Below are 20232 nucleotides of genomic sequence, written 5' to 3'. Positions count from 1 at the left end.
CGCCGTTCGTCACAGCAGCTTCTTCCACGACGCGCCCTGGTCGCTGCTGGTGTAGATTCCGGTCGATGTTGCCGCATGCCAACGCGGGCCGCCGGTCTCGAGGGCCGCCGGGACGCCGTCGAGCTGACCCCGCCCCGACCACGACCTCGCATCGCCTGAGACCCACACCTGACCGTCAGGTCCGAGGGCAGCGAGGCCCTGCCTGGCGCGGTCGACGAAGGCGAGCCCGGGTGTGCCCTCCAGTCGTTCGATGCCCTCGTCGTCGACGAGGCTCAGGACGCCATCGGTGCCGGCCACGAGGACCGTGTCGGCATCCAGCAGGGCCGTGTCGATGGCCTCGACCTCGGCGAGCGTGTCGAAGGAGCGGCCCGCGTCCCTGGAGATCAGGACCCGGCTATTGGTCGAGTCGTAGGCGCCGATGGTGTCGTCCTCGACGTCGAGGCTGTGCAGGTCCGACTCACCGACGAGGCTGACCGGTTCCCAGCTGAGGCCGTAGTCGTCGCTGCGGACGAGACCCATGGGGTCAGGCAGGTCGCCAGAGACAGGGTGACCGCTGGCCAAGAACGTGTCCGGTCCGACGACGGCGAATCCCATCAGGTCGTGCTCGAGGTGCCCGACACGTTGAGCCTCTCCGTCGTCCACGACGAACAGGCCGTTGTGCGTGGCGACGTACAGCCGTCCGTCCTGGGGGTTGAGGCCGAGACCGTGGACATGGCCGAACGCTGACACGCCAGTGGGCTCGGCTTGGGGGTCGGCGCAGGCGCCGAGCAGCAGGATCATCAGGGCAGCGAGGATGGTGCTACGCCTGGCAGGGGTGAAGGTGCGCATGATGGCAGCCGGTTGCCCAAACCGGCCGCCGGGAAGACGACCGGTTTGGGCGTGCTCGGCTCAGGAGCCGAGCAGCTCGCGCATCGTGGAGATCTCCTCGGTCTGGGCGACCTCGATCTCTTCGGCCAGCTCGACAGCGTCGGCGCTCTTGCCGTCCTTCTGCTCAGCCCTAGCCATCTCGACCGCGCCTTCGTGGTGCTCGACCATCATGGTCAGGAACATCTCGTCGAACGTCGCGTCCTGCGCGTCCTCGAGCTCTGCCATGTCGTCGGCGGACATCATTCCGGGCATCGAGTCCATTCCTGAGTGGTCCATGCCGGACATCGATCCCATGTCCTCGGGGACGTCCTCTCCCCAGGACTCCAGCCACCCGGTCATGGTCTCGATCTCCGGGCCCTGGGCAGCCGAGATCTCCTCTGCGAGCTTGAGAACGTCGGCGTTCTCGGTCCTCGAGGCAGCCATCTCGGCCATCTCGGTCGCCTGACGGTGGTGCGGGATCATCTCCTGGGCGAAGGTGACGTCGGCCTTGTTGAAGTCCGCCGACGGGTCGGCGTCCCCGGTGTTCGAGCAGGCGGCCAAGGCGGCCGCGGCAGCGACGAGGGTCGCTGCAAGCATGCGTGTACGCATCGTTGTTCTCCTGTGGGTGCAATGAGGTGGTTGTGTGCGCTCGCCCCGAGAGGTCCGGGGCTCGGCCGCTCCTCAGCAGCGCAGAACGGTGGTGCGTTCCAGTGGGGTCAGGTGCTCGAGGCGGTCTCTGATGTGACCGGTGCTGAAGCGAGTCGGACGGGCGCGAAGCCACAGCACCCGCCAGGAGCGGTCGTGGCGCCACCGCAGCAGGCCGGCGACGGTCAGGAGCAACGCGAGGCATGCCGCGAGCAGCCCACCACAGTGCTGCGCCATGGACGAGTGCTCATCGCCCTCGCCGTGGGTCGACGTGCCCGACGTCGCCAGGTGGTCGGCGGGCTCTGTGCCGTGGCCCGCCGACGCCACAGCCACAGACGGTGCGGACGGGGTGGTCGAAGCGGCGGTGGAGAGCAGTTGGTGCATCGCGATGATGCCGACGACGAGGGCAGGCGCCAGCAACACCAGCAGGACGCGAAAGCGTGCTGGCGACGACCACAGTCCCCGGACGGCACCCATGAGTCCTGATGGTAGCGAGCGGGCCCCACAGAGTGCGTTAGCGCCGGGCTCCGCACAGATCAAGACCTCGACATGGGAACGGAAGAGCGCCGCCCTGGAGTCCTGCTGTTTGCCCGTTCGGTCTTCGCAGAGTGCGGCGAGAGCGACAATGCGGCGCAATGGGGAACTCCTGACGTGGGCCGGCTCGTTGATCCGGCGGGACGAGGAAGTACTACGAACGGTAGTTGAACAGGTGTCCCGAAGCGTTGGACGAGGCAGGTGACGTGAGATGAGCGGTGCATCGCGGCGCCCTCTCGTGCTCGCTCTCCTCGCCTCGCTCGTCTTCCTGCTCGGGGTCGCCGCGGTGCAGCTGAACTCAGACGACAGCGCCAGCTCAGGTGCAAAGGACGAAGCGTTCGTCGTGGCGGCAGCGTCCGTCCATGACCTGGACCCCGCCGGCGATCCGACGACTCCGGACAGCTCGCTGGGGCACTGCGGGGCTCTCGCCATCTGCCTCGCCTTCCTGCTCGTGCTCGGCTTCACGCTGGCTCGCACTCGCTCGTCGTGGCGCCGACTACCTCGCATGCGCCACACGTTCGATGCCAGCATCGCCTACCTACGCACGGCGTGGTCCGCGCCGCTGCTGGTTCATCCCACGGGCCTGCTGACCTGCTGATCGGGGCCCGTTGCCGCGCCCGAAGTCCGATCTAGCACGAAGGCACCCATGAGAACCGCCCTCTTCCTGGCGAGCGCCGCCGCACTGTCAGCGTGCAGCGGCACCGCGCCGTACAGCAGCACCTACAACTCCGCCGACTACGACTACGCCGCCGAGGCGGCGTCCCACCTACGGGGAACCATCGCGTTCGCCGACCGGGCAACAGCCGCCGAGAAGGACCCGGCCGTGCGGCGAGCAGCAGCGGCTTGGGCGCGACGAGCGCACATCGAGATCCGCGCGATCGACGGTCTCATCGGCGCCGTCCGGGACCCACTCTCACCTGCCCAGTCCGCAGAGCACCGCCGCGAGCATCCGCTGGCGGCGTTCCCGACAGCGACCGACGACGCACGAGGCGAGAAGGTGCTGGAGCGCCTCATCAGCGCCAACGAGGCAGCGATCGAGCAGGCCGAGGCCTACCAGAAGCGCGGCCGCCAGCCCTCGCTGAAGTCGATCTCGAGCTGGCTCGTCGAGGACCGGACGGCAGAGTCCGCCGCGCTGCGGAACCTCTTGGAGGACCGATGAACATCGTCCGCGCAAGCCTGGCCGCAGTGCTCATCGCAGCACTCACGGCTTGCGGCGTGGTCGGCGGCACGACCAAGACCGGGGACGACTCCGCGAATCCGGTCGGCATCACCCGCCTGGCACCCGAAGACCGCGTCCCGGGCCCGGAGATCGCCGGAGCGGACCTCGAGGGCCAGCCCGTCTCGACCGCGCAGTGGCACGGCCAAGTCGCCGTCATCAACGTCTGGGGATCATGGTGTCCACCCTGTCGTGCCGAGACACCCGTCCTGAACCGCCTCGCCAACGAGCTCGAGGGCGACGTCCCGTTCCTCGGCGTCGCCGTGCGCGAGAGCGCGACCACCTCCCTGGCATTCGCCAGGAAGCAGGACGTGCCCTACCCGAGTATCAGCGACTCGTCCGGGTCGCTGCTGGCGCGGTTCGCTGAACCGTTGCCGGCAGCCGCGGTGCCCACCACCTACGTCCTGGACCGTCAGGGCCGCGTAGCGGTCAGAGTCCTGGACCGCGTCACCTACCCGACGCTGAAGGGACTCATCGAGGACGTGTCGGCAGAGGCGGCCCCCTGATGGAGACCGTCGCCAGTGGCCCCCTGCTCATCGCCTCGCTCATCGCGGTCGCAGCAGGACTCGTGTCGTTCTTCTCGCCCTGCCTGGTCCCGCTGCTGCCCGGCTACCTGTCGTACGTGAGCGGGTTGAGTGCAGCCGACCTCTCAGGGCACCGGGCTCGGGTCACCACCGGAGCCGCCCTGTTCGTCCTGGGGTTCAGCGCCGTCTTCATCTCCTACGGCGCCGTCTTCGGTGCCATCGGCTTCCGCCTGCTCGAGCACCAGCGGGTCATCAACGTCGTCCTAGGCATCGTCACCATCGTGCTGGGTCTCGGCTTCATCGGTCTGACCCGGTTCGGGCAGCAGGAGGTGGGGCGGACGGTCATCAACCGTGTCGGCCTGGGCGCGGCGCCCGCCATCGGGGCGATGTTCGGCGTCGGCTGGACCCCGTGCATCGGCCCGACCCTGGCGACCGTGCTGTCAATGTCGACGACGACGGCAGACGCAGGCCGGGGCGCGTTCCTCACGGCCATGTACTGCATCGGTCTGGGCGTCCCGTTCGTCCTGGCTGCGGTCGCCTACCGGCGGATGCTCGGCGCCATCGGCTGGGTCCGGCGCCACCATCGGGCCCTTCAGGTGACCGGCGGCGTGATGATGATCGCCGTGGGCGTCCTGCTGCTGACGGGGGCTTGGCTCGATCTCATCAGCGCGCTGCAGCGGTGGTCACTGTCCTACGTCGCGCCCTTGTGACGCAGAACCTTCGGGCTGCTGTACGCGGTCGAGGGGTACTGCCGCTCGCGACCGAGCGCGTTGCGCGTTCTCGCCCGCACAGGTGACGATGCGCCGGCCGCACCGTCACCTGGAGGGGCGCCCCTAAGGACCCTTGAGAGATACCCCAGGGGGGTATACGATCAAGGTAGTACAGACCTCCCTTCCATCCAGTCCTGAGAATCCGACCCAGGCAAGAGGCATCATGAGCGCGCCGCACAGCGAACACGACAACCCGCAGACTGACTCCCACCACGACCACGGCGGCCCAGAACAGCCGGTCTCCCATGGCGGACACCACGGGCACGCTGGGCACGGCAACCACGGGGGTCATGGAGGGCACGGTGACCATGCCGCGCAGTTCCGGTCTCTCTTCTGGGTGATGCTCGCGCTGGCCGTGCCGGTCGTCGTGTTCTCGGAGATGTTCGCGAGCATCATCGGCTACGAGCTGCCGGACGTCCCGGGCCTCTCCTGGGTCTCCCCCGCACTGGGGACGGTCATGTACGTCTGGGGCGGGCGTCCATTCCTGACCGGCGCCGTCGGCGAGATCCGGGCAAGGGCGCCCGGGATGATGCTGCTCATCGCGCTGGCCATCACGGTCGCGTTCGTTGCTTCCTGGGGCGCGAGCCTGGGTCTGCTCCACCACGAGCTGGACTTCTGGTGGGAGCTCGCGCTGCTGGTCGTCATCATGCTCCTGGGGCACTGGATCGAGATGCGCTCCCTGGCCCAGACGAGCTCGGCGCTGGACTCCTTGGCTGCGCTGCTGCCCGACGAGGCCGAACGGGTCGAGGGCGACCAGGTCGTGACGGTGGCACCGGCCGACCTGCGCGTCGGCGACATCGTCGTCGTCCGACCCGGCGGCAGCGTCCCGGCCGATGGCCGGATCGTCGACGGCCGCGCGGAGATGGACGAGTCGATGGTCACCGGGGAGTCACGCACCGTCGCGCGCACCGTCGACGAGGTCGTCACCGCCGGCACCGTGGCGACCGACTCCGGCATCCGGATCGAGGTCACCGCCACCGGCGACGACACCGCACTGGCCGGCATCCAACGCCTCGTCGCAGCGGCCCAGAGCTCGAGCTCCAAGGCCCAGCGCCTCGCCGACACCGCCGCCGGGTGGTTGTTCTGGTTCGCACTCGCGTCGGCGGCCGTCACGGCTCTGGTGTGGGCTGTGGTCGGGACGCCTGAGCAGGGGGTGATGCGGACCATCACCGTGCTGGTCATCGCCTGTCCGCACGCGCTCGGACTGGCCATCCCGCTGGTGGTGTCCATCGCGACCGAGCGGGCAGCGCGAGGCGGCGTCCTCGTCAAGGACCGCCTGGCCCTGGAGAGCATGCGGACGGTCGACACTGTCCTGTTCGACAAGACCGGGACCCTCACCAAGGGCGAGCCCACTGTCACGGCCGTGGCACCGGCTGCCGGCTTCCTCGAGGACGAGGTCCTGGGCCTGGCGGCAGCGGCCGAGGCTGACAGCGAGCACCCGTTGGCCCAAGCCATCGTCCGAGCTGCAACCGAGCGCCACCTCGACGTTCCCGCCGCCACGGGGTTCGCGTCCTCCCCCGCCGTGGGGGTCACCGCGACGGTCGAGGGTCGCCAGGTACGCGTCGGCGGTCCTCGCCTCCTGGCCGAGCTGGGGCTGGGCGAGGTCGAGACTGCTGGGGCGTGGCGAGCCGACGGGCGCATCATCCTGCACGTCGTCGTCGACGAGGTCCTCGCTGGCGGTCTGGCCTTGGCGGACGAGATCCGCCCGGAGTCCCAGGCGGCCATCGCCGCGCTGGCCGCTCGGGGCGTCGAGGTGGCCATGCTCACCGGGGACGCCGAGGCGGTGTCCGCGAGCGTCGCGGCCGAGCTCGGGATCGAGCGGTACTTCGCCGAGGTGCGGCCCGAGGACAAGGCCGAGAAGGTCGAGGAGCTGCAGCGCGAGGGCCGGAAGGTCGCGATGATCGGAGACGGCGTCAACGACGCGCCCGCACTCGCGCAGGCCGATGTCGGCATCGCCATCGGGGCCGGCACGGACGTCGCCATCGCCTCGGCAGGCGTCATCCTGGCCAGCGACGACCCTCGCTCGGTCGTCTCGGTGATCGACCTGTCGAACGCCGCGTACCGCAAGATGAAGCAGAACCTGTGGTGGGCGGGCGGGTACAACCTGATCTCGGTCCCCCTCGCCGCCGGCATCCTCGCCCCCGTCGGCTTTGTCCTGCCGATGTCGGTCGGGGCCGTGCTCATGTCGTTGTCGACGGTCGTCGTGGCGCTGAACGCCCAGCTGCTGCGACGTCTGGACCTGCGCCCCGAGACAGCCAGCGGGGGCACGGTCGACGCGCCGAGTCCCGCGAAGGCCTCCCAGCACTGACGCCGGATCGTCGACGTGGACGCCTGTCCTCAGATGTGGGGGTCCTCGCCGCTGATGACGTGGTCGGCGGAGAGGCGCTGATGATTGCCACCCGCGACTCGACGGGGGCACTGCCGGTGGAAGCGGCGCATGCACCTGCGGCGCTCGGGCTGGAGGGCGAGTCCTTGAAGCCGACGTGACCACGATCGAGCCGCTCTGCCTCCAGAGACGTCCCGCCAGGAGCCCAGCTGACCTACACAGCGGTGCCGCAGTGCCGGGACCGGTCACATGCGAGAGGCAGGGTGCGCCACCGACCAGCAGCCGGTCTTGCACCAATTGCAGGAAGAGCAGGGCTGCGCCCGTGACGCCCTTCACCAGCCGTGCATCTCAACGCTGAGGAGCAGGGACGCCTGACGAAACACGTCTTCAGGCCCGGGTCGCGTGCCAGGCGATCGCGAAGGCTCGCCGTCTGACCGACCGCAGCGAAGGAGGTCGCCGGCGAGGTGATCGCAGCTCGCACCACCGACCCGCCTACGACGAGCTTGGGACGGGATGACCTGGCACGAGCAGGCGCGGTCGGGGGCGTCCGAGCCCAGCCACCGCGCGCCTTCACCCACGGGGGCGCCCATCCCGGCGGGCGCCTGAACCCAACCCCCTATCCGTCTACCTGATGGACGAACCATTCGTACGGGGCCGGCCGGTGCCGGAGTGCGCCCAACGTCTGTACCGCGATGACGGCAGTGTTCAGTGCGCGCTGTACTATTCAGTACATGCTGACCATTGCCAACCGTCTTGACGTGATGAACAGGTTGGGCCGAGCGATGGCTGACCCCACGCGCTCACGCCTACTCATGGCTCTGCTGGAGAGCCCCGCCTACCCCGGCGACCTCGCCCGCGATCTAGACCTGACGCGGCCGAACGTGTCGAACCACCTAGCGTGCCTGCGCGACTGCGGGATCGTCGTAGCCGAACCCGAAGGCCGACACACGCGCTACGCCGTCGCTGACCCGCACCTCACTCAGGCTCTCACTGCGCTCATCGACGTCACCCTCGCGGTTGACGAGAGCGCACCCTGCATCGACCAGGAATGCGTCCTGCCCGATTGCGGCGACCAAGGAGCTAGAGCCTGATGCTCACCTCCTCTGCGCAGGCCATCGGCCTGTTCATCGCCACCAACATCGACGACATCATCGTGCTGTCACTGTTCTTCGCCCGAGGAGCGGGACAGCCCGGAACCACGTTGCGCATCCTGGCCGGGCAGTACCTGGGGTTCGCCGGCATCCTTGCCGCGGCAGTGCTTGTGTCGCTCGGTGCCGGAGCCTTCCTGCCCGAGACCGCGATCCCCTACTTCGGCCTCATCCCGCTCATCCTCGGCCTCTGGGCCGCATGGCAGGCGTGGCGCGATGATGATGATGATGACGACGACGCGAAGGTCGCCGGCAAGGCCATCGCAGTGTGGACCGTCGCCGCCGTCACCTTCGCCAACGGCGGCGACAACATCGGCGTCTACGTCCCCGTCTTCTTGAACGTGGGGCCCGCCGCGACAGCCGCCTACTGCGTCGTCTTCCTCGTCCTCGTTGCCGCCTTGGTGCTCGCAGCCAGGTTCGTTGCCACCCGACCCGGGATCGACGAAGTGCTTGAACGCTGGGAGCACATCCTGTTCCCGGCCGTCCTGATCGGCCTGGGTTTGGTCATCCTCTACAGCGGCGGAGCGTTCGGACTCTGACCCTCCGCCTGGACAGCGGTCGAGCACATGCTGGCGCAGGGCCAAGCCGCCGTCACCCGGAACAGGCAAACGCCCTGACCCGAACCGATGTGCCTACGCAGGGCGAGTCGAGCAGGGCCTCGGGTGCCGATTGGTCGAGTGGCGCAGCGCACGCTCGAGTAGCGCTCGCCGACACGCAGCCCGACCCCTCACTGCGTCGGGCTCAACCCACCGCGGGCAGGCCGGAGCCACAGTTCGGTGACGCACACGCGGAGACGCCCCTCAGTCAGCGGACTAGGGGCGCCTCCGCGCCGTGAGCGCGGCGTGAACCCTCACCGACAGCCGAGCAGGCGGTCTCCCAAGGGCCTTCGCGGCAAGGTCAGCCGTCAACGACTCGCGCCTTGATGCGTTCCCTGGTGTAGGTGAGTGAGATCGACGTCCCGTCGCGATGCCAGAAGCCCGCCGGTCTCGGTTCGCCACCCCCGGGCGGGTCCGTGATCGGAAAACGCAACCCAACCTGGTGTCCGCCTTGATCCGGCCGTAGGGCGTCCTGGTCGGCCAAGCCGGGATGGGCCGCAACGGACAGCCCTCGAGGCACGGAACGTCCCTCGAAGTGGCGGCAGGCAGCTACGTGGAACAGGGCACCGTGGACGAACGCCATCATCGCCGACTCCGCCAGGAGATGCCGGTAGTCCAGCTGCAGCTGAGTCACCTCGAGCCCTTGAGGCCCGCGCCCGGGGACTCTAGGTCGGGACATGAACTCCAGCACGGGGCGCTCGAAGATGTTGAAGGACACATCCGGTCCGAATGCCGAGAGTGGGATGTTGCCGTCAGCGTCCGGACCAACCGACGAGAACTCCACCCTCAAGTCCGCGCGACCACGGACCGCGAGCCCGTGCTTGACCTTGTTGTGGGCCGTGTTGAGGTCGAGGTCGGCCGGGGCGAGCAGGACAGCCGCCCGCTCGAGCCATGCGGCGCATAGCCGCACGAAGTGCACAAGATGTGCCCGGTCTGCCTCGCTCTCCGCGGTCGCGCTGGGAGGGAGGACCAGGCGCCCGAACCCGAACTCCCCGAGGTCCGACGCAGCCTGGCTCACCGCACCGAGGAGCTCATGGACGCGGATGTTCCTGTCATCGGTCATGCGCGACCACAAGCTCGCTGTAGGGGCACCGGACCCGCGAGATCGTTCGGTGGCGGTGACGAAGAGTCTGAGAACCGCCTCGGCCACGTGGTGACGCAGCGCGAAGGCGTCCACAGCAACCTGCGCCGAGGTGATCATGTCTGTGGGGCGAGCGGACCTGTGCTCATCTCGCATGACTGCACCGATGACCGGGAAGAGGTCGGGGCGACCAATCTCTGCGGTGACGCCGTCCTCATCGGCACCATCTGCGTCGCCAAGGAGGTCTGTCTCAGGAGCACCCTCGATGAGGGTGTCACCGGCACCGGTGCCGGCCCACGCGTGCAACATGCCGATGCGCGACACGAAGTACCCGAACGGATCGGATGTCAGGAACGTGTCGTCCAGATCTCGGATCTGCTCAGGGGATTCGAGGGGACCCTCTGGCGGTGGGTACATGTGGTCCTCTCGACGTCACGGCTGCGCTGCCCCAACGCTAGACGGTGGATCGGACGCAGGCACCGAGCTGGAGCTCTACCTGCTTCGGCCCAGTACCAGTGGACCTCTGAGGCGGCGACCACCTCGGTGCGCCTTCTTGGCGACAGACACCGACGGCGTTCACGACGGGCCGGGTTCGACGACTCTCAAGGTTGCATCCGGGTTGGAAAAGCCTCCACCCACTTCAGCGGGTGCGAACTTCTCCATCGGTGACCATTGCGCGAAGAGTCGCCCCCCGCACGGTGCCTGGCATCACCCCGCCAGGAGGCACCCGTGATCCAGTACACCGACCGCAAGGTCCACCGTCCGCTCGCCGACAAGCTCGGCGACCGCACCCCTAGGAGTGCCGACATCGCGCGGTTCTCGCTGCTCGCCAGCGCAGGAGGGATCGCTGCCCAGCGCGCAGCCCACTTCAGCACCTACGGCTCAGATCCGGACATCGCGAAGATCAGCCAGATTCCTGAGGAGGCGTGGGACCACACGCGGCCGGCCGTCGGCGCCCAGCACGGGATCGCGTGGAGGTGATGGTGACGTCCTCGAGCCGGATGCGACCTGACTCGACCAGGTCCCCGAGCCGGTAGGTGACCTGCTTGGTCTGCGGGTCGTCCTGACGCAGGAGTCCGCGGTCCCTCTCGTCGCGCAGGAGTGTCTTCTCTGTGGTGCGGGCAAGGACCGCCGCGTGCTTGCGGGTGATCCGCTGGTCCGGGTCGTAGCTCATCGTGCTGCCTTCTCGAGGACGGCCGTAGGTCGCCGTGTTCGAGAAGGACTGGTGCGCCGAACGCGCGCCGCTGCCAATCGCGCACACCCTGTCACCACAGTGTCTTCGAGATCTCCCGTTGCGCAGTGGGTGACCTGGGGGTGACGAGGTGACAGGCGTCATGACAGTCGGGACCCCCGGGAGCTGGTCGCGAGGGGTCAAGAACGTCGACAGAAACACCGAAGGCCTTCCAGTTCTCGCCTGGAAGGCCTTCGGTGAAGATCGCGATCGCAATCTTGTCTGGTAGCGGGGACAGGATTTGAACCTGTGACCTCTGGGTTATGAGCCCAGCGAGCTACCGAACTGCTCCACCCCGCGTCGCACTCACTACTTTACGGCACGGTGAACGCCGATCCAAATCGGGGGGTGCGGTCTCAGGTCGCCGGTCTCATGAACGCCTCGTACCGTGGGTGCGGAAGGAGGCGACGTGATCGCAGATCGTTACGAGCTCGACCGGGAGATCGGTCGGGGCGGTGCCACGAGCGTGTGGGTCGCGCACGACACCGTGCTCGGTCGCACCGTCGCGCTCAAGCGGCTCGGCCACGCGCCCGGGTCCTCCGAGATCGACGCCGCCCGCGCCGAGCGCGAGGCGCACCTCGCCGCGCGCGTGCACCACCCCAACATCGTGGCCGTCTACGACATCGCTGACGACGACGAGCACACCTGGCTCGTCATGGAGTACGTCGACGGACCCACCCTCGCCGACCTGTGCGACGGCATGCCACTGAAGGCCGACCGCGCAGCCCGCCTCCTCGCCCAGGTGGCCGGGGCCCTGGCCGCCGCGCACGACGCCGGCATGATCCACCGCGACGTCAAGCCCTCCAACGTCTTCGTCGCCGACGGCGACGTGGCCAAGCTGGGCGACTTCGGCATCGCGCGCCGCGAGATCGACGAGGCGCTCACCCGCACCGGCCTGATCACCGGCTCCCCCGCCTTCCTCTCCCCCGAGATCGCCCGCGGTCGCACCGCCACCACCGCGAGCGACGTCTGGGCGTTCGGGATCACCGCGTTCCACGCCGCCACCGGCTCCCCGCCGTTCGACGTCGCCGACGACGACCCGATCACCGCCGTGCAGAAGATCCTCGACTCGGCCACGCCGATCCTGCCGGCCGACCATCCGCTGGCACCGGTCGTCGCAGCCACCATGCAGCAGGAGCCCGACGAGCGGGCCTCGATGCGCGAGGTGGCCGGCCTGCTGCACGACATCGTCCACCCCGGCGCACCGCGCCGGTCGGCGCTGGCCGACCTTTTGATCGACCACGTCTCCCGCGACGACTTCGCCGACGACCAGCCGCCACGCCCCGCGCCCGCGAGCGTCGCGCCGGTTCGGTTCACGGATGCCACGGAGCTCACCGCGCCGCCCGAGTCGACCGTCCGGCGCGACCCCCACGCCACCCGGGTCACGCCGCTCCCGCCGCCCGAGCAGCCGAGCCGGGGCTCGCACGCCGCTCCCCCGCCGATGTGGCGCGACCGCCGCTTCGCCCTCGCGGCAGCAGCCGCCGTCGCGGTCCTGGCCTCGGCGGTCACCGGCGTGGCCCTCACCTCCGGCGGTGACGACGGCTCCAGCACCGTCGCCTCGGCCGATGGAGGCGAGGGCTCCGGCGGGGAGTCGACGTCGCTGGCCGAGCGGCTCGAGAAGTTCGCCAACACCTACGTCACGACCGCCGCCGGCGACCCGCGCAAGGGCTTCGAGCTCCTCACCACCGAGTACCAGCAGGCCAGCGGTGGGCTCTCCGGCTACGAGAGCTTCTGGAGCAAGGTCGAGGACGTGCGCGTCGAGCGCGTCTCGCCCGATCCCGAGGCCATGCGCGTCACCTACATCTACTCCTACCTCTACGAGGGCAGCCGGCGCACCGAGACCGTGACGCTCCAGCTCACCAAGGACGGCTCCAGCTACCTCATCGACGGCGCCGAGTCGATCTGAGGCCGGCCGGGCGCCCTCAGGACTCGAGCGTCTCGCGCGCCAGGACCGAGTTGGGCCGGAACGACACCGGCTCCCCCCGCCGCGCAGGCCTCACCAGGTCGAATCCCGCCGTGGTCACGAGCACCCAGCGTCGCGGACGCTCCGCGCGGCCGAGTCGCTGACGGACCTCGCCCGCCACCTCCCGGGCACACGCCTCGTGGCAGGGAGGGAACGCGAACTCGCCGTCGAGCGCCTCGTCGGACGAGCCGACGAACGCGATCGGTCGAGCCAGCGTCGACCCGCACACCCCACAGACGCGGCTCAGGGCGCACCTGATGGCCCGCTTCTTGATCACCCGGTCGTGCGAGCCGACCCCCTCGTCGTCGACGCAGGCGAACGGCAGTGCCGCGCCGTCGACCACGGGGCCTCTCACGACGACGGTCGGACCGCTCACTGGGCAGCGGCGGTGCTCGTCCACCGCCCCAGCTCGTGGCGACGGCCCGGACGCTCGTCGTCGCGGCGACGGCCACGCGGGACCGGAGGCGGCGTGGCGTCGTCCTTCGTGCGGCGGTTCGGCAGCGACAGCTTCATGATCGTGCGCAGCGTCTGCCCGTACTGCTTGTACAGCGGCCCGGTCGTGTACGGGATGCCGTAGCGCTTGCAGATGTCCTTGACCTTGACCGAGATCTCGGCGTACCGGTTGCTGGGCAGGTCGGGGAACAGGTGGTGCTCGATCTGGTAGCCCAGCTGCCCGCTCATGACGTGCAGGAGCTTGCCGCCCTGGAAGTTCGCCGAGCCGAGCATCTGGCGCAGGTACCACTCCGCGCGCGTCTCGTCCTCGAGCTCCTCCTCCGTGAAGTGCACGGCACCGTCGGGGAAGTGCCCGCAGAAGATGATCATGTACGCCCACACGTTGCGGATGATGTTGGACGTGAAGTTGGCCGTGAGGGTGCTCATGAACGCCGGGCCGGTCAGAGCCGGGTACACGACGTAGTCCTTGAGCGCCTGCTTGCCGACCTTGTCGCCGATCTGCTTGAGCTGGCGCTTGAGCAGCTTCGGGTCCTTCTCGCCCTTGCGGATCGCCTCGATGTCCAGGTCGTGCAGGGCCACGCCCCACTCGAAGAACATCGCCAGGAGCGCGTTGTAGATCGGCTGCCCCAGGTTGTAGGGCGTCCACTTCTGGTCGCGGCTCATGCGCAGGATCCCGTAGCCCACGTCGTTGTCGTGGCCGAGCACGTTCGTGAACTGGTGGTGGATGTAGTTGTGCGAGTGCTTCCACTGCTCCGCGGGCTGCGTGGTGTCCCACTCCCAGCTGCTGGAGTGCACCTCCGGGTCGTTCATCCAGTCCCACTGGCCGTGCATCGTGTTGTGGCCGATCTCCATGTTCTCCAGGATCTTGGCCGACGACAGCAGTGCCGTGCCGAGCAGCCAGGCCGGCGGGAACATGCTGGCGAACAGGGTGATGCGCCCGGCCGCGGCGAGGCGACGCTGCAGCGTGATGATGCGCATGACGTAGTCGCGGTCGGCCTGACCGCGATCGGCCTCGACCTGGGCGCGGATCTCGTCGAGCTCGCGCCCGATCGCCTCCACCTCCTCGTCGGTCAGGTGGGTGTACTCGCGGACGTCGGCGTAGGCCATGTCTCTCTCCTCAGATCTTGAGCGTGCAGTCGGTGGCGGCGACGCTGATGCAGGTCTGCACGTACTCGCCCTCGGTGTGCTCGTCGCCGCTGCGCAGGTCCTTCACGCGACCGGACAGCAGCGGGACGTCGCAGGTGTGGCAGATGCCCATGCGGCAGCCGAACAGCATGTTGACGCCGGCCTTCTCACCCGCCTCGAGCAACGTGGTGGCCCCGTCGGCCTCGATGCTCTTGCCGGTGTCGCCGAAGGTGATCGTGCCGCCCTCGGCGTCGGTCTCGGTGGCGCCGAGCGTGAAGCGCTCGACGTGCAGCTCGTCCTCGCGGCCGAGCTTCTCGTAGTGCTCCACGAGCGCGTCCAGCATGGGCTGCGGACCGCAGGCCCAGGTCTCGCGGTCGGTCCAGTCGTGGCACACGTCGTCGAGCTGGTCGGGGGTCAGGAAGCCGTCGGTGTCGGTGAACCGCTCGTAGAACGTGAACGACTCCCGCTTCTGGGCCAGCTCGCGCAGCTCGTCGAGGAACATCATGTCGTCCTCGTCGACCGCGGAGTAGGCGAGGAAGACGTCGGGCATGGAGTCGCGGCGGTCGAGGGTGCGCAGGATCGACATCACCGGGGTGATGCCGCTGCCACCCACCACGAACAGCACGCGCTCCGGCGGCGGGTCCGGGAGGACGAAGTCCCCCTGCGGCGACTCGAGCCGCACGATGGTGCCCGGCTCGAGCCCGCTCACGAGGTGCTCGGACAAGAAGCCCTCGGGCATCGCCTTGACCGTGATGGCCACCGTGCCCTCGGAGCGGACCGGGGCCGACGACAGCGAGTACGAGCGCCAGTGGAAGCGGCCGTCGATCTCGACGCCGATGCCGATGTACTGGCCGGGGTGGAAGTCGAAGGACCAGCCCCACCCGGGCTTGATGACCAGGGTCGCCGATCGCTCGGTCACCTGCTCCACCCGCTCCACCCGGCCGCGGAGCTGGCGTGCGGACCACAACGGGTTGATGAGCTTGAGGTAGTCGTCGGGGTGCAGGGGCGTCGTGAGCGCCTTGCCGACGCTGCGCACCCGCCGCAGCACCGGCGACTTCTCGATCAGTGAGTCAGCCACGTCGAACCTGCCTCCCCCGCACCTCGCGGACGCCTGTCGATCGACGCACTGTGGTGTGCGTCACGGCGAGCGTACGTCCGTTGTCGGCGCCGTGCGAGGCGACGGCGCGGACTCGTCCACGGACTGAGAACGGCAGTTACCACGTGCACGATGAGAATGTGCACGTTCGAGTTGCGCGTCAGCGTCCGACGACCAGAATCGAAGGAGTCAGAGCGTACGTTTCCGACAGCAACGGAGGCACTCCCATGGCCACGCTCGAGTCCAACGGCATCCAGATCCAGTACACCGACAGTGGAGGTGACGGACGGGCCGTGGTGCTCATCCACGGCTGGCCGCTCAGTGGAGCGTCGTGGTCGGAGCAGGTACCCGTCCTGACCGCCTCCGGCTACCGCGTCATCACCTACGACCGTCGTGGGTTCGGCGCCAGCGACGAGCCCGAGACCGGCTACGACTACGACACCTTCGCCGAGGACCTGGCCGGGCTGCTGGAGCAGCTCGAGGTCACGGACGCCACGCTCGTCGGCTTCTCGATGGGCGGTGGCGAGGTCGCCCGCTACCTCGGCGCCCGCGGCTCGGAGCGCATCCGTTCGGCCGTCTTCGCCGGGGCCGTCCCGCCGTTCCTGCTCAAGACCGACGACAACCCCGACGGGGGCCTCGCCCAGGAGGACGTCGACGGCATGAAGCAGGGCGTCGAGTCAGGCCGCGAGGCGTTCCTCGACGGGTTCACGACCGACTTCTTCAGCGCGAACGGTGAGCTCAAGGTCACCGAGGAGCAGCGCCAGGAGGCGATCGCCCTCGTCGAGCCCGCCAGCACCACGGCGATGCTCGGCTGCATCGACGCCTTCGGCACCACCGACTTCCGGGCCGACCTGGAGAAGATCGACGTCCCGGTCCTGGTGGTCCACGGCGATGCCGACGGCATCGTTCCCTTCGAGGTCTCCGGCAAGCGCACCGGCGAGACGGTCAAGGACGCCACCGTCCACGTCGTGGCCGACGGCCCGCACGGGTTCAACGTCAGCCACGCCGACGAGCTCAACCGCGTGCTCCTGGAGTTCCTCCAGCGCTGAGACCCGCAGGACCCCGCACCCGAAGCCCCTCCCGCCCACGCGGGAGGGGCTTCGTGCCGCCTGCGGACCATGGTGACGATCCGGTGAAGTGGCGTTGCGAGCGCCGAGTGCCTCTGGCGCACCCGGCCGTCCGGGGTGAGACTGGGCAGGCACGTCACGCCCCACGGGCGGACGTGCCTCGTCCCACGGGGGGACGCCGGGCCTCGGCCCGGATGTAGAGAGGACGCACCACCTTGCGCACACGTCGCACACCTCTGCTCCGAGCAGGAGCAGCATCCACCATCGCCCTCGCCCTCGCCGTCACCTCGGCGAGCACGGCGGGCGCCGCCACCGACGATCCACGGGCCAAGCTCGACAAGGCTCCCGAGCGGACCGTCCAGACCGACGAGGTGAAGGACGCTCCCGCGTCCGACAAGCTCGGCCAGGCCGACCGCGAGCTCCTCGCCGATGCCCGCAGCGACGGCGCGAAGCGCGTGACCGTCATGATCGCCACCGAGCGCAAGGCCACGGAGGCCGTGGTCGACTCGCTGGAGTCCGCCGGCGCCTGGGTCGGCCGGGTCGACGACAAGCTCGGCTACGTCCGGGCCAGCGTCCCCACCTCCCGCGTCGAGAAGGTCGCCGCGCTCTCCAAGGTCGACGCCGTCGACCTCGACGAGACCATCCCGATCGACGACCCGCAGCCCGGCAAGACCTCCACCGCCGGCTCCGCGCCGTCGAAGGCGCCCGACAAGGGCACCCCCGACGCCAACCCCTACATGCCCACCCGCGAGACCGGCACCGTCGACTTCAAGAAGAAGAACCCGAGGTACGACGGCCGCGGCGTCACGATCGGCATCATCGACTCCGGCGTGGACCTCGACCACCCGGCCCTGCAGAAGACGACCACCGGCGACCGCAAGATCGTCGACTGGGTCACCGGCACCGACCCGGTGCTCGACAGCGACGGCACCTGGCGCCCCATGGTCACCGAGGTCAGCGCCGCTCCGACGTTCTCCTACGCGTCGGCCACCTGGACCGCGCCGCGCTCCGGCGACTTCCGCGTCAGCCGGTTCAGCGAGAGCATCACCGCCGGCAGCGAGCCGGGCGGCGACGTGAACCGTGACGGCGACACGACCGACCAGTTCGGCGTGCTCTACGACACCGCGACCAACGACATCTGGGTCGACGCGAACCAGGACCGCACCTTCAGCAACGCCGAGAAGATGCGCCCCTACGAGGAGGCGTTCCAGGTCGGTCACTTCGGCACGGACACGAAGGGCACCGACGTCGTCGAGTCCATGCCGTTCGTCGTCGAGTTCCGCGAGGACGTGAGCCTCGCGCCGTACGGCCTGCCCGGCACGGCCGACTTCGTCAACATCGGCATCGTCGAGGACGCCCACGGCAGCCACGTGGCCGGCATCGCCGCCGCGAACTCGATGTTCGGCGGCGACATGGACGGTCAGGCCCCCGGCGCGAAGATCGTGTCGTCCCGTGCCTGCACGTGGGGTGGCGGCTGCACGTCCGCAGCCCTGCTCGACGGCATGGTCGACCTCGTCACCAACCGCGGCGTCGACGTCGTCAACATGTCCATCGGCGGCCTGCCGGCGCTGAACGACGCCAACAACGCCCGCGCGACCGTCTACGACCGACTCATCGACGACTACGGCGTGCAGCTGTTCATCTCGGCCGGCAACAGCGGCCCGGGCCTCAACACGATCGGTGACCCGTCGGTCGCCGGCAAGGTCGTGAGCGTCGCCTCCTCGATCTCCAAGGAGACCTGGAAGTCCAACTACGGCTCGGTCGTCTCGGCGCCGCTGGCCCTGCACCCGTTCTCGTCGCGGGGACCGACGGAGTCCGGCGGCTTCAAGCCGAACATCTCCGCACCCGGCTCGGCGATCTCGACGGTGCCGCAGTGGCTCAAGCAGCCCGACCTCGCCGAGGCCGGCTACACGCTGCCCGTCGGGTACGCGATGTTCAACGGCACCTCGATGGCGTCGCCCCAGGCCGCCGGCGCCGCAGCCGTGCTCCTGTCGGGGACCTTCGCCAAGGAGATCCCCGTGACCCCGAAGCGTCTGCGCGACGCCCTGTACAGCGCGGCCAAGCCCTTCAAGGGTGAGTCCGTCGCCGGTCAGGGCACCGGCCAGCTCGACGTCGCGGGTGCCTGGAAGCTGCTGCAGAAGAAGGCGACCACGGCCGACTACACGACCGACGCACCGGTCTGCACGCCGCTGTCGGACTTCCTGGCCGAGCCGGGACGTGGCACGGGCGTCTACAACCGCTGCGCCGCGGGTGAAGGCGGACAGGTGCTGAAGAAGGCCAAGGCCTACAACGTGAAGGTCACCCGCACGTCGGGCACGGCGAAGTCGGTCAAGCACCGGGTGAGGATCGTCGGCAACGACGGCACCTTCAGGGCGCCCAGGACGATCTCGCTCGCCAAGGGCAAGGCCGCCACGCTCAAGGTCACGGCCACCACGAAGAAGCAGGGTGCCCACGCGGCCATCGTCGAGATCGACGACCCGGCCACCCCGGTGGTCGACCACCGCGTGATGGTCACGGTCGTCCAGTCGTCGGCCCTGGCCAAGCCTGCGTTCTCCCAGGAGAGCCGCGGCACGGTCGAGCGGAACCGTTCCACGTCGTACTTCGTGACGGTCCCCGAGGGCTCGAAGGCCCTGCAGGTGAACCTGTCGGGCATCGCGACCCGCAGCCAGACGCGGTTCATCGCGATCAACCCGTACGGCGTGCCGGTCGACTCGACGGCGTCCACCGCCTGCTACACCAACTTCAGCGACGCCAAGGCCTGCAAGCCGACGTCGCGGAGCTACGCCGACCCGCTGCCGGGCGTGTGGGAGATCGAGGTGGAGTCGCGCCGCACGTCGCCGCTGCTCGAGAACCCGTTCACCCTCACGGCCGCGGCGCAGGGCATCACGGTCGAGCCGGCCACCCAGGACGTCGCTCCGGCGGCCGACGGTGGCCCGATCGACCTGGCCTGGACGCTGAAGAACGAGTTCGGCGCCGTGGCGGTCACCCCGCGCGGCGGCGACCTGGGCAGCGCCCTCTCGGAGCGCAAGAGCATCGACGACGGTGACCAGCAGTCGTACGAGGTCGAGGTGCCCGAGGGTGCCTCGAGCCTGACGGCGACCATCGGCAGCACGTCCGACGCCGGTGCCGACCTCGACCTGACGGTCCTCGGACCCGACGGCTCGCAGGCCGGTCAGTCCGCCGACGGCGACTCCGAGGAGTCGGTGACCCTCGAGGCGCCCGACGCCGGCACCTACACCGTCGTGGTCGACGGCTACGCGGTGCCGACCGGCACCACGGAGTACGACTACCTCGACGTGTTCTACTCCGGCGGCCTCGGCACGCTCGACGTCGACGGTGGCGAGCTCCAGCTGGCTCGCGGTGCCACCGCGGAGGTGACGGGGTCGCTGACCGCGACCGCGGAGCCCACGGACGGGCGTGTGCTGTTCGGCGAGATGCAGGTCGTCTCGTCCGAGGGCGCGGTGCTCGGCAGCGGGTCGGTGCGGGTCACCGGCTCGGAGCCCGAGCCGACTCCGTCACCGACGCCGTCGGCCACCGGCTCGACCGCTCCGGCGGCACCGGCGACGGCGCAGCCGCTGAAGCCCAGCCCGGGCACGGCCGAGCAGGAGTAG

Annotated in this window: 18 protein-coding genes and 1 tRNA gene; 11 read left to right on the top strand and 8 right to left on the bottom strand. The window is 69.3% G+C overall.

Annotated features, from left to right (window positions below; all coding sequences use genetic code 11):
* Positions 1–9: 9 nt before the first annotated feature.
* The 3 genes from RQG84_RS09065 to RQG84_RS09055 all read right to left on the bottom strand — a co-directional run bounded on the left by RQG84_RS09065 (position 10) and on the right by RQG84_RS09055 (position 1968).
* Positions 10–780 (bottom strand): hypothetical protein, encoded by a 771-nt coding sequence (locus RQG84_RS09065; RefSeq protein ID WP_311209772.1) that lies wholly within the window; start codon positions 778–780, stop codon positions 10–12.
* A 108-nt stretch (positions 781–888) separates the two neighbouring features.
* Positions 889–1443, bottom strand: coding sequence for a DUF305 domain-containing protein (locus tag RQG84_RS09060; protein ID WP_311209771.1), 555 nt, complete (start codon positions 1441–1443; stop codon positions 889–891).
* An 84-nt stretch (positions 1444–1527) separates the two neighbouring features.
* Positions 1528–1968, bottom strand: a complete 441-nt coding sequence (locus RQG84_RS09055; protein ID WP_311209770.1) for a hypothetical protein — start codon at positions 1966–1968, stop codon at positions 1528–1530.
* Between the two features lie 268 nt (positions 1969–2236).
* On the opposite strand from RQG84_RS09055, the gene RQG84_RS09050 reads away from it, so the two are divergent.
* The 7 genes from RQG84_RS09050 (at position 2237) to RQG84_RS09020 (ending at position 8548) form a co-directional block, all read left to right on the top strand.
* Entirely contained in the window at positions 2237–2623 is a 387-nt protein-coding gene (locus RQG84_RS09050; RefSeq protein ID WP_311209769.1) for a hypothetical protein, read from the top strand.
* A 48-nt stretch (positions 2624–2671) separates the two neighbouring features.
* Positions 2672–3184 (top strand): DUF305 domain-containing protein, encoded by a 513-nt coding sequence (locus RQG84_RS09045; RefSeq protein ID WP_257729918.1) that lies wholly within the window; start codon positions 2672–2674, stop codon positions 3182–3184.
* A complete protein-coding gene (locus RQG84_RS09040) occupies positions 3181–3747 on the top strand; it encodes a TlpA disulfide reductase family protein (protein WP_311209768.1) in 567 nt (188 codons plus the stop codon). The genes RQG84_RS09045 and RQG84_RS09040 overlap by 4 nt, the downstream gene beginning before the upstream one ends.
* Positions 3747–4475: a cytochrome c biogenesis CcdA family protein gene (locus RQG84_RS09035; RefSeq protein WP_257729916.1), complete on the top strand. Its 729-nt coding sequence runs from the start codon at positions 3747–3749 to the stop codon at positions 4473–4475. Before RQG84_RS09040 ends, RQG84_RS09035 begins: the two co-directional genes overlap by 1 nt.
* Before the next feature lie 400 nt (positions 4476–4875).
* The gene (locus tag RQG84_RS09030) at positions 4876–6843 is read left to right on the top strand and encodes a heavy metal translocating P-type ATPase (RefSeq protein ID WP_311209767.1); all 1968 of its coding nucleotides are present in this window, start codon (positions 4876–4878) and stop codon (positions 6841–6843) included.
* A gap of 749 nt (positions 6844–7592) precedes the next feature.
* Positions 7593–7952, top strand: coding sequence for a metalloregulator ArsR/SmtB family transcription factor (locus RQG84_RS09025; RefSeq protein ID WP_311209766.1), 360 nt, complete (start codon positions 7593–7595; stop codon positions 7950–7952).
* On the top strand, positions 7949–8548 hold the full coding sequence (locus RQG84_RS09020) for a cadmium resistance transporter (RefSeq protein ID WP_311209943.1): 600 nt from the start codon (positions 7949–7951) through the stop codon (positions 8546–8548). The genes RQG84_RS09025 and RQG84_RS09020 overlap by 4 nt, the downstream gene beginning before the upstream one ends.
* Positions 8549–8906: 358 nt before the next feature.
* On the opposite strand, the gene RQG84_RS09015 is transcribed toward RQG84_RS09020, so the two are convergent.
* Complete coding sequence (locus tag RQG84_RS09015; protein ID WP_311209765.1) at positions 8907–10103, bottom strand: hypothetical protein; 1197 nt, start codon at positions 10101–10103, stop codon at positions 8907–8909.
* A gap of 312 nt (positions 10104–10415) precedes the next feature.
* Here RQG84_RS09015 and RQG84_RS09010 point away from each other — a divergent pair, with 312 nt between their 5' ends.
* Positions 10416–10667: a hypothetical protein gene (locus RQG84_RS09010; protein WP_311209764.1), complete on the top strand. Its 252-nt coding sequence runs from the start codon at positions 10416–10418 to the stop codon at positions 10665–10667.
* Between the two features lie 473 nt (positions 10668–11140).
* Here RQG84_RS09010 and RQG84_RS09005 read toward each other — a convergent pair.
* Positions 11141–11217: transfer RNA gene (locus RQG84_RS09005), tRNA-Met, on the bottom strand.
* 109 nt (positions 11218–11326) lie between these two features.
* Between RQG84_RS09005 and RQG84_RS09000 the strand changes: the two genes are divergently transcribed.
* Complete coding sequence (locus RQG84_RS09000) at positions 11327–12823, top strand: serine/threonine-protein kinase (protein ID WP_311209763.1); 1497 nt, start codon at positions 11327–11329, stop codon at positions 12821–12823.
* 16 nt (positions 12824–12839) lie between these two features.
* Here the strand turns inward: RQG84_RS09000 and RQG84_RS08995 are convergent, their stop codons facing one another.
* The 3 genes from RQG84_RS08995 to RQG84_RS08985 are packed head-to-tail and all read right to left on the bottom strand — an operon-like array spanning position 12840 to position 15536.
* The gene (locus RQG84_RS08995) at positions 12840–13235 is read right to left on the bottom strand and encodes a hypothetical protein (RefSeq protein ID WP_311209762.1); all 396 of its coding nucleotides are present in this window, start codon (positions 13233–13235) and stop codon (positions 12840–12842) included.
* 17 nt (positions 13236–13252) lie between these two features.
* On the bottom strand, positions 13253–14440 hold the full coding sequence (locus RQG84_RS08990) for a fatty acid desaturase (RefSeq protein ID WP_311209761.1): 1188 nt from the start codon (positions 14438–14440) through the stop codon (positions 13253–13255).
* 10 nt (positions 14441–14450) lie between these two features.
* A complete protein-coding gene (locus RQG84_RS08985) occupies positions 14451–15536 on the bottom strand; it encodes a ferredoxin reductase (RefSeq protein ID WP_311209760.1) in 1086 nt (361 codons plus the stop codon).
* A 245-nt stretch (positions 15537–15781) separates the two neighbouring features.
* Here RQG84_RS08985 and RQG84_RS08980 point away from each other — a divergent pair, with 245 nt between their 5' ends.
* Both RQG84_RS08980 and RQG84_RS08975 read left to right on the top strand, forming a co-directional pair.
* A complete protein-coding gene (locus RQG84_RS08980; protein WP_311209759.1) occupies positions 15782–16603 on the top strand; it encodes an alpha/beta hydrolase in 822 nt (273 codons plus the stop codon).
* A 233-nt stretch (positions 16604–16836) separates the two neighbouring features.
* Positions 16837–20232 (top strand): S8 family serine peptidase, encoded by a 3396-nt coding sequence (locus RQG84_RS08975; protein ID WP_311209758.1) that lies wholly within the window; start codon positions 16837–16839, stop codon positions 20230–20232.

This window comes from Aeromicrobium sp. WCS2018Hpa-31, assembly GCF_031843905.1.
GTDB lineage: Bacteria > Actinomycetota > Actinomycetes > Propionibacteriales > Nocardioidaceae > Aeromicrobium.
This window is presented reverse-complemented; position numbering and strand designations above follow the sequence as displayed.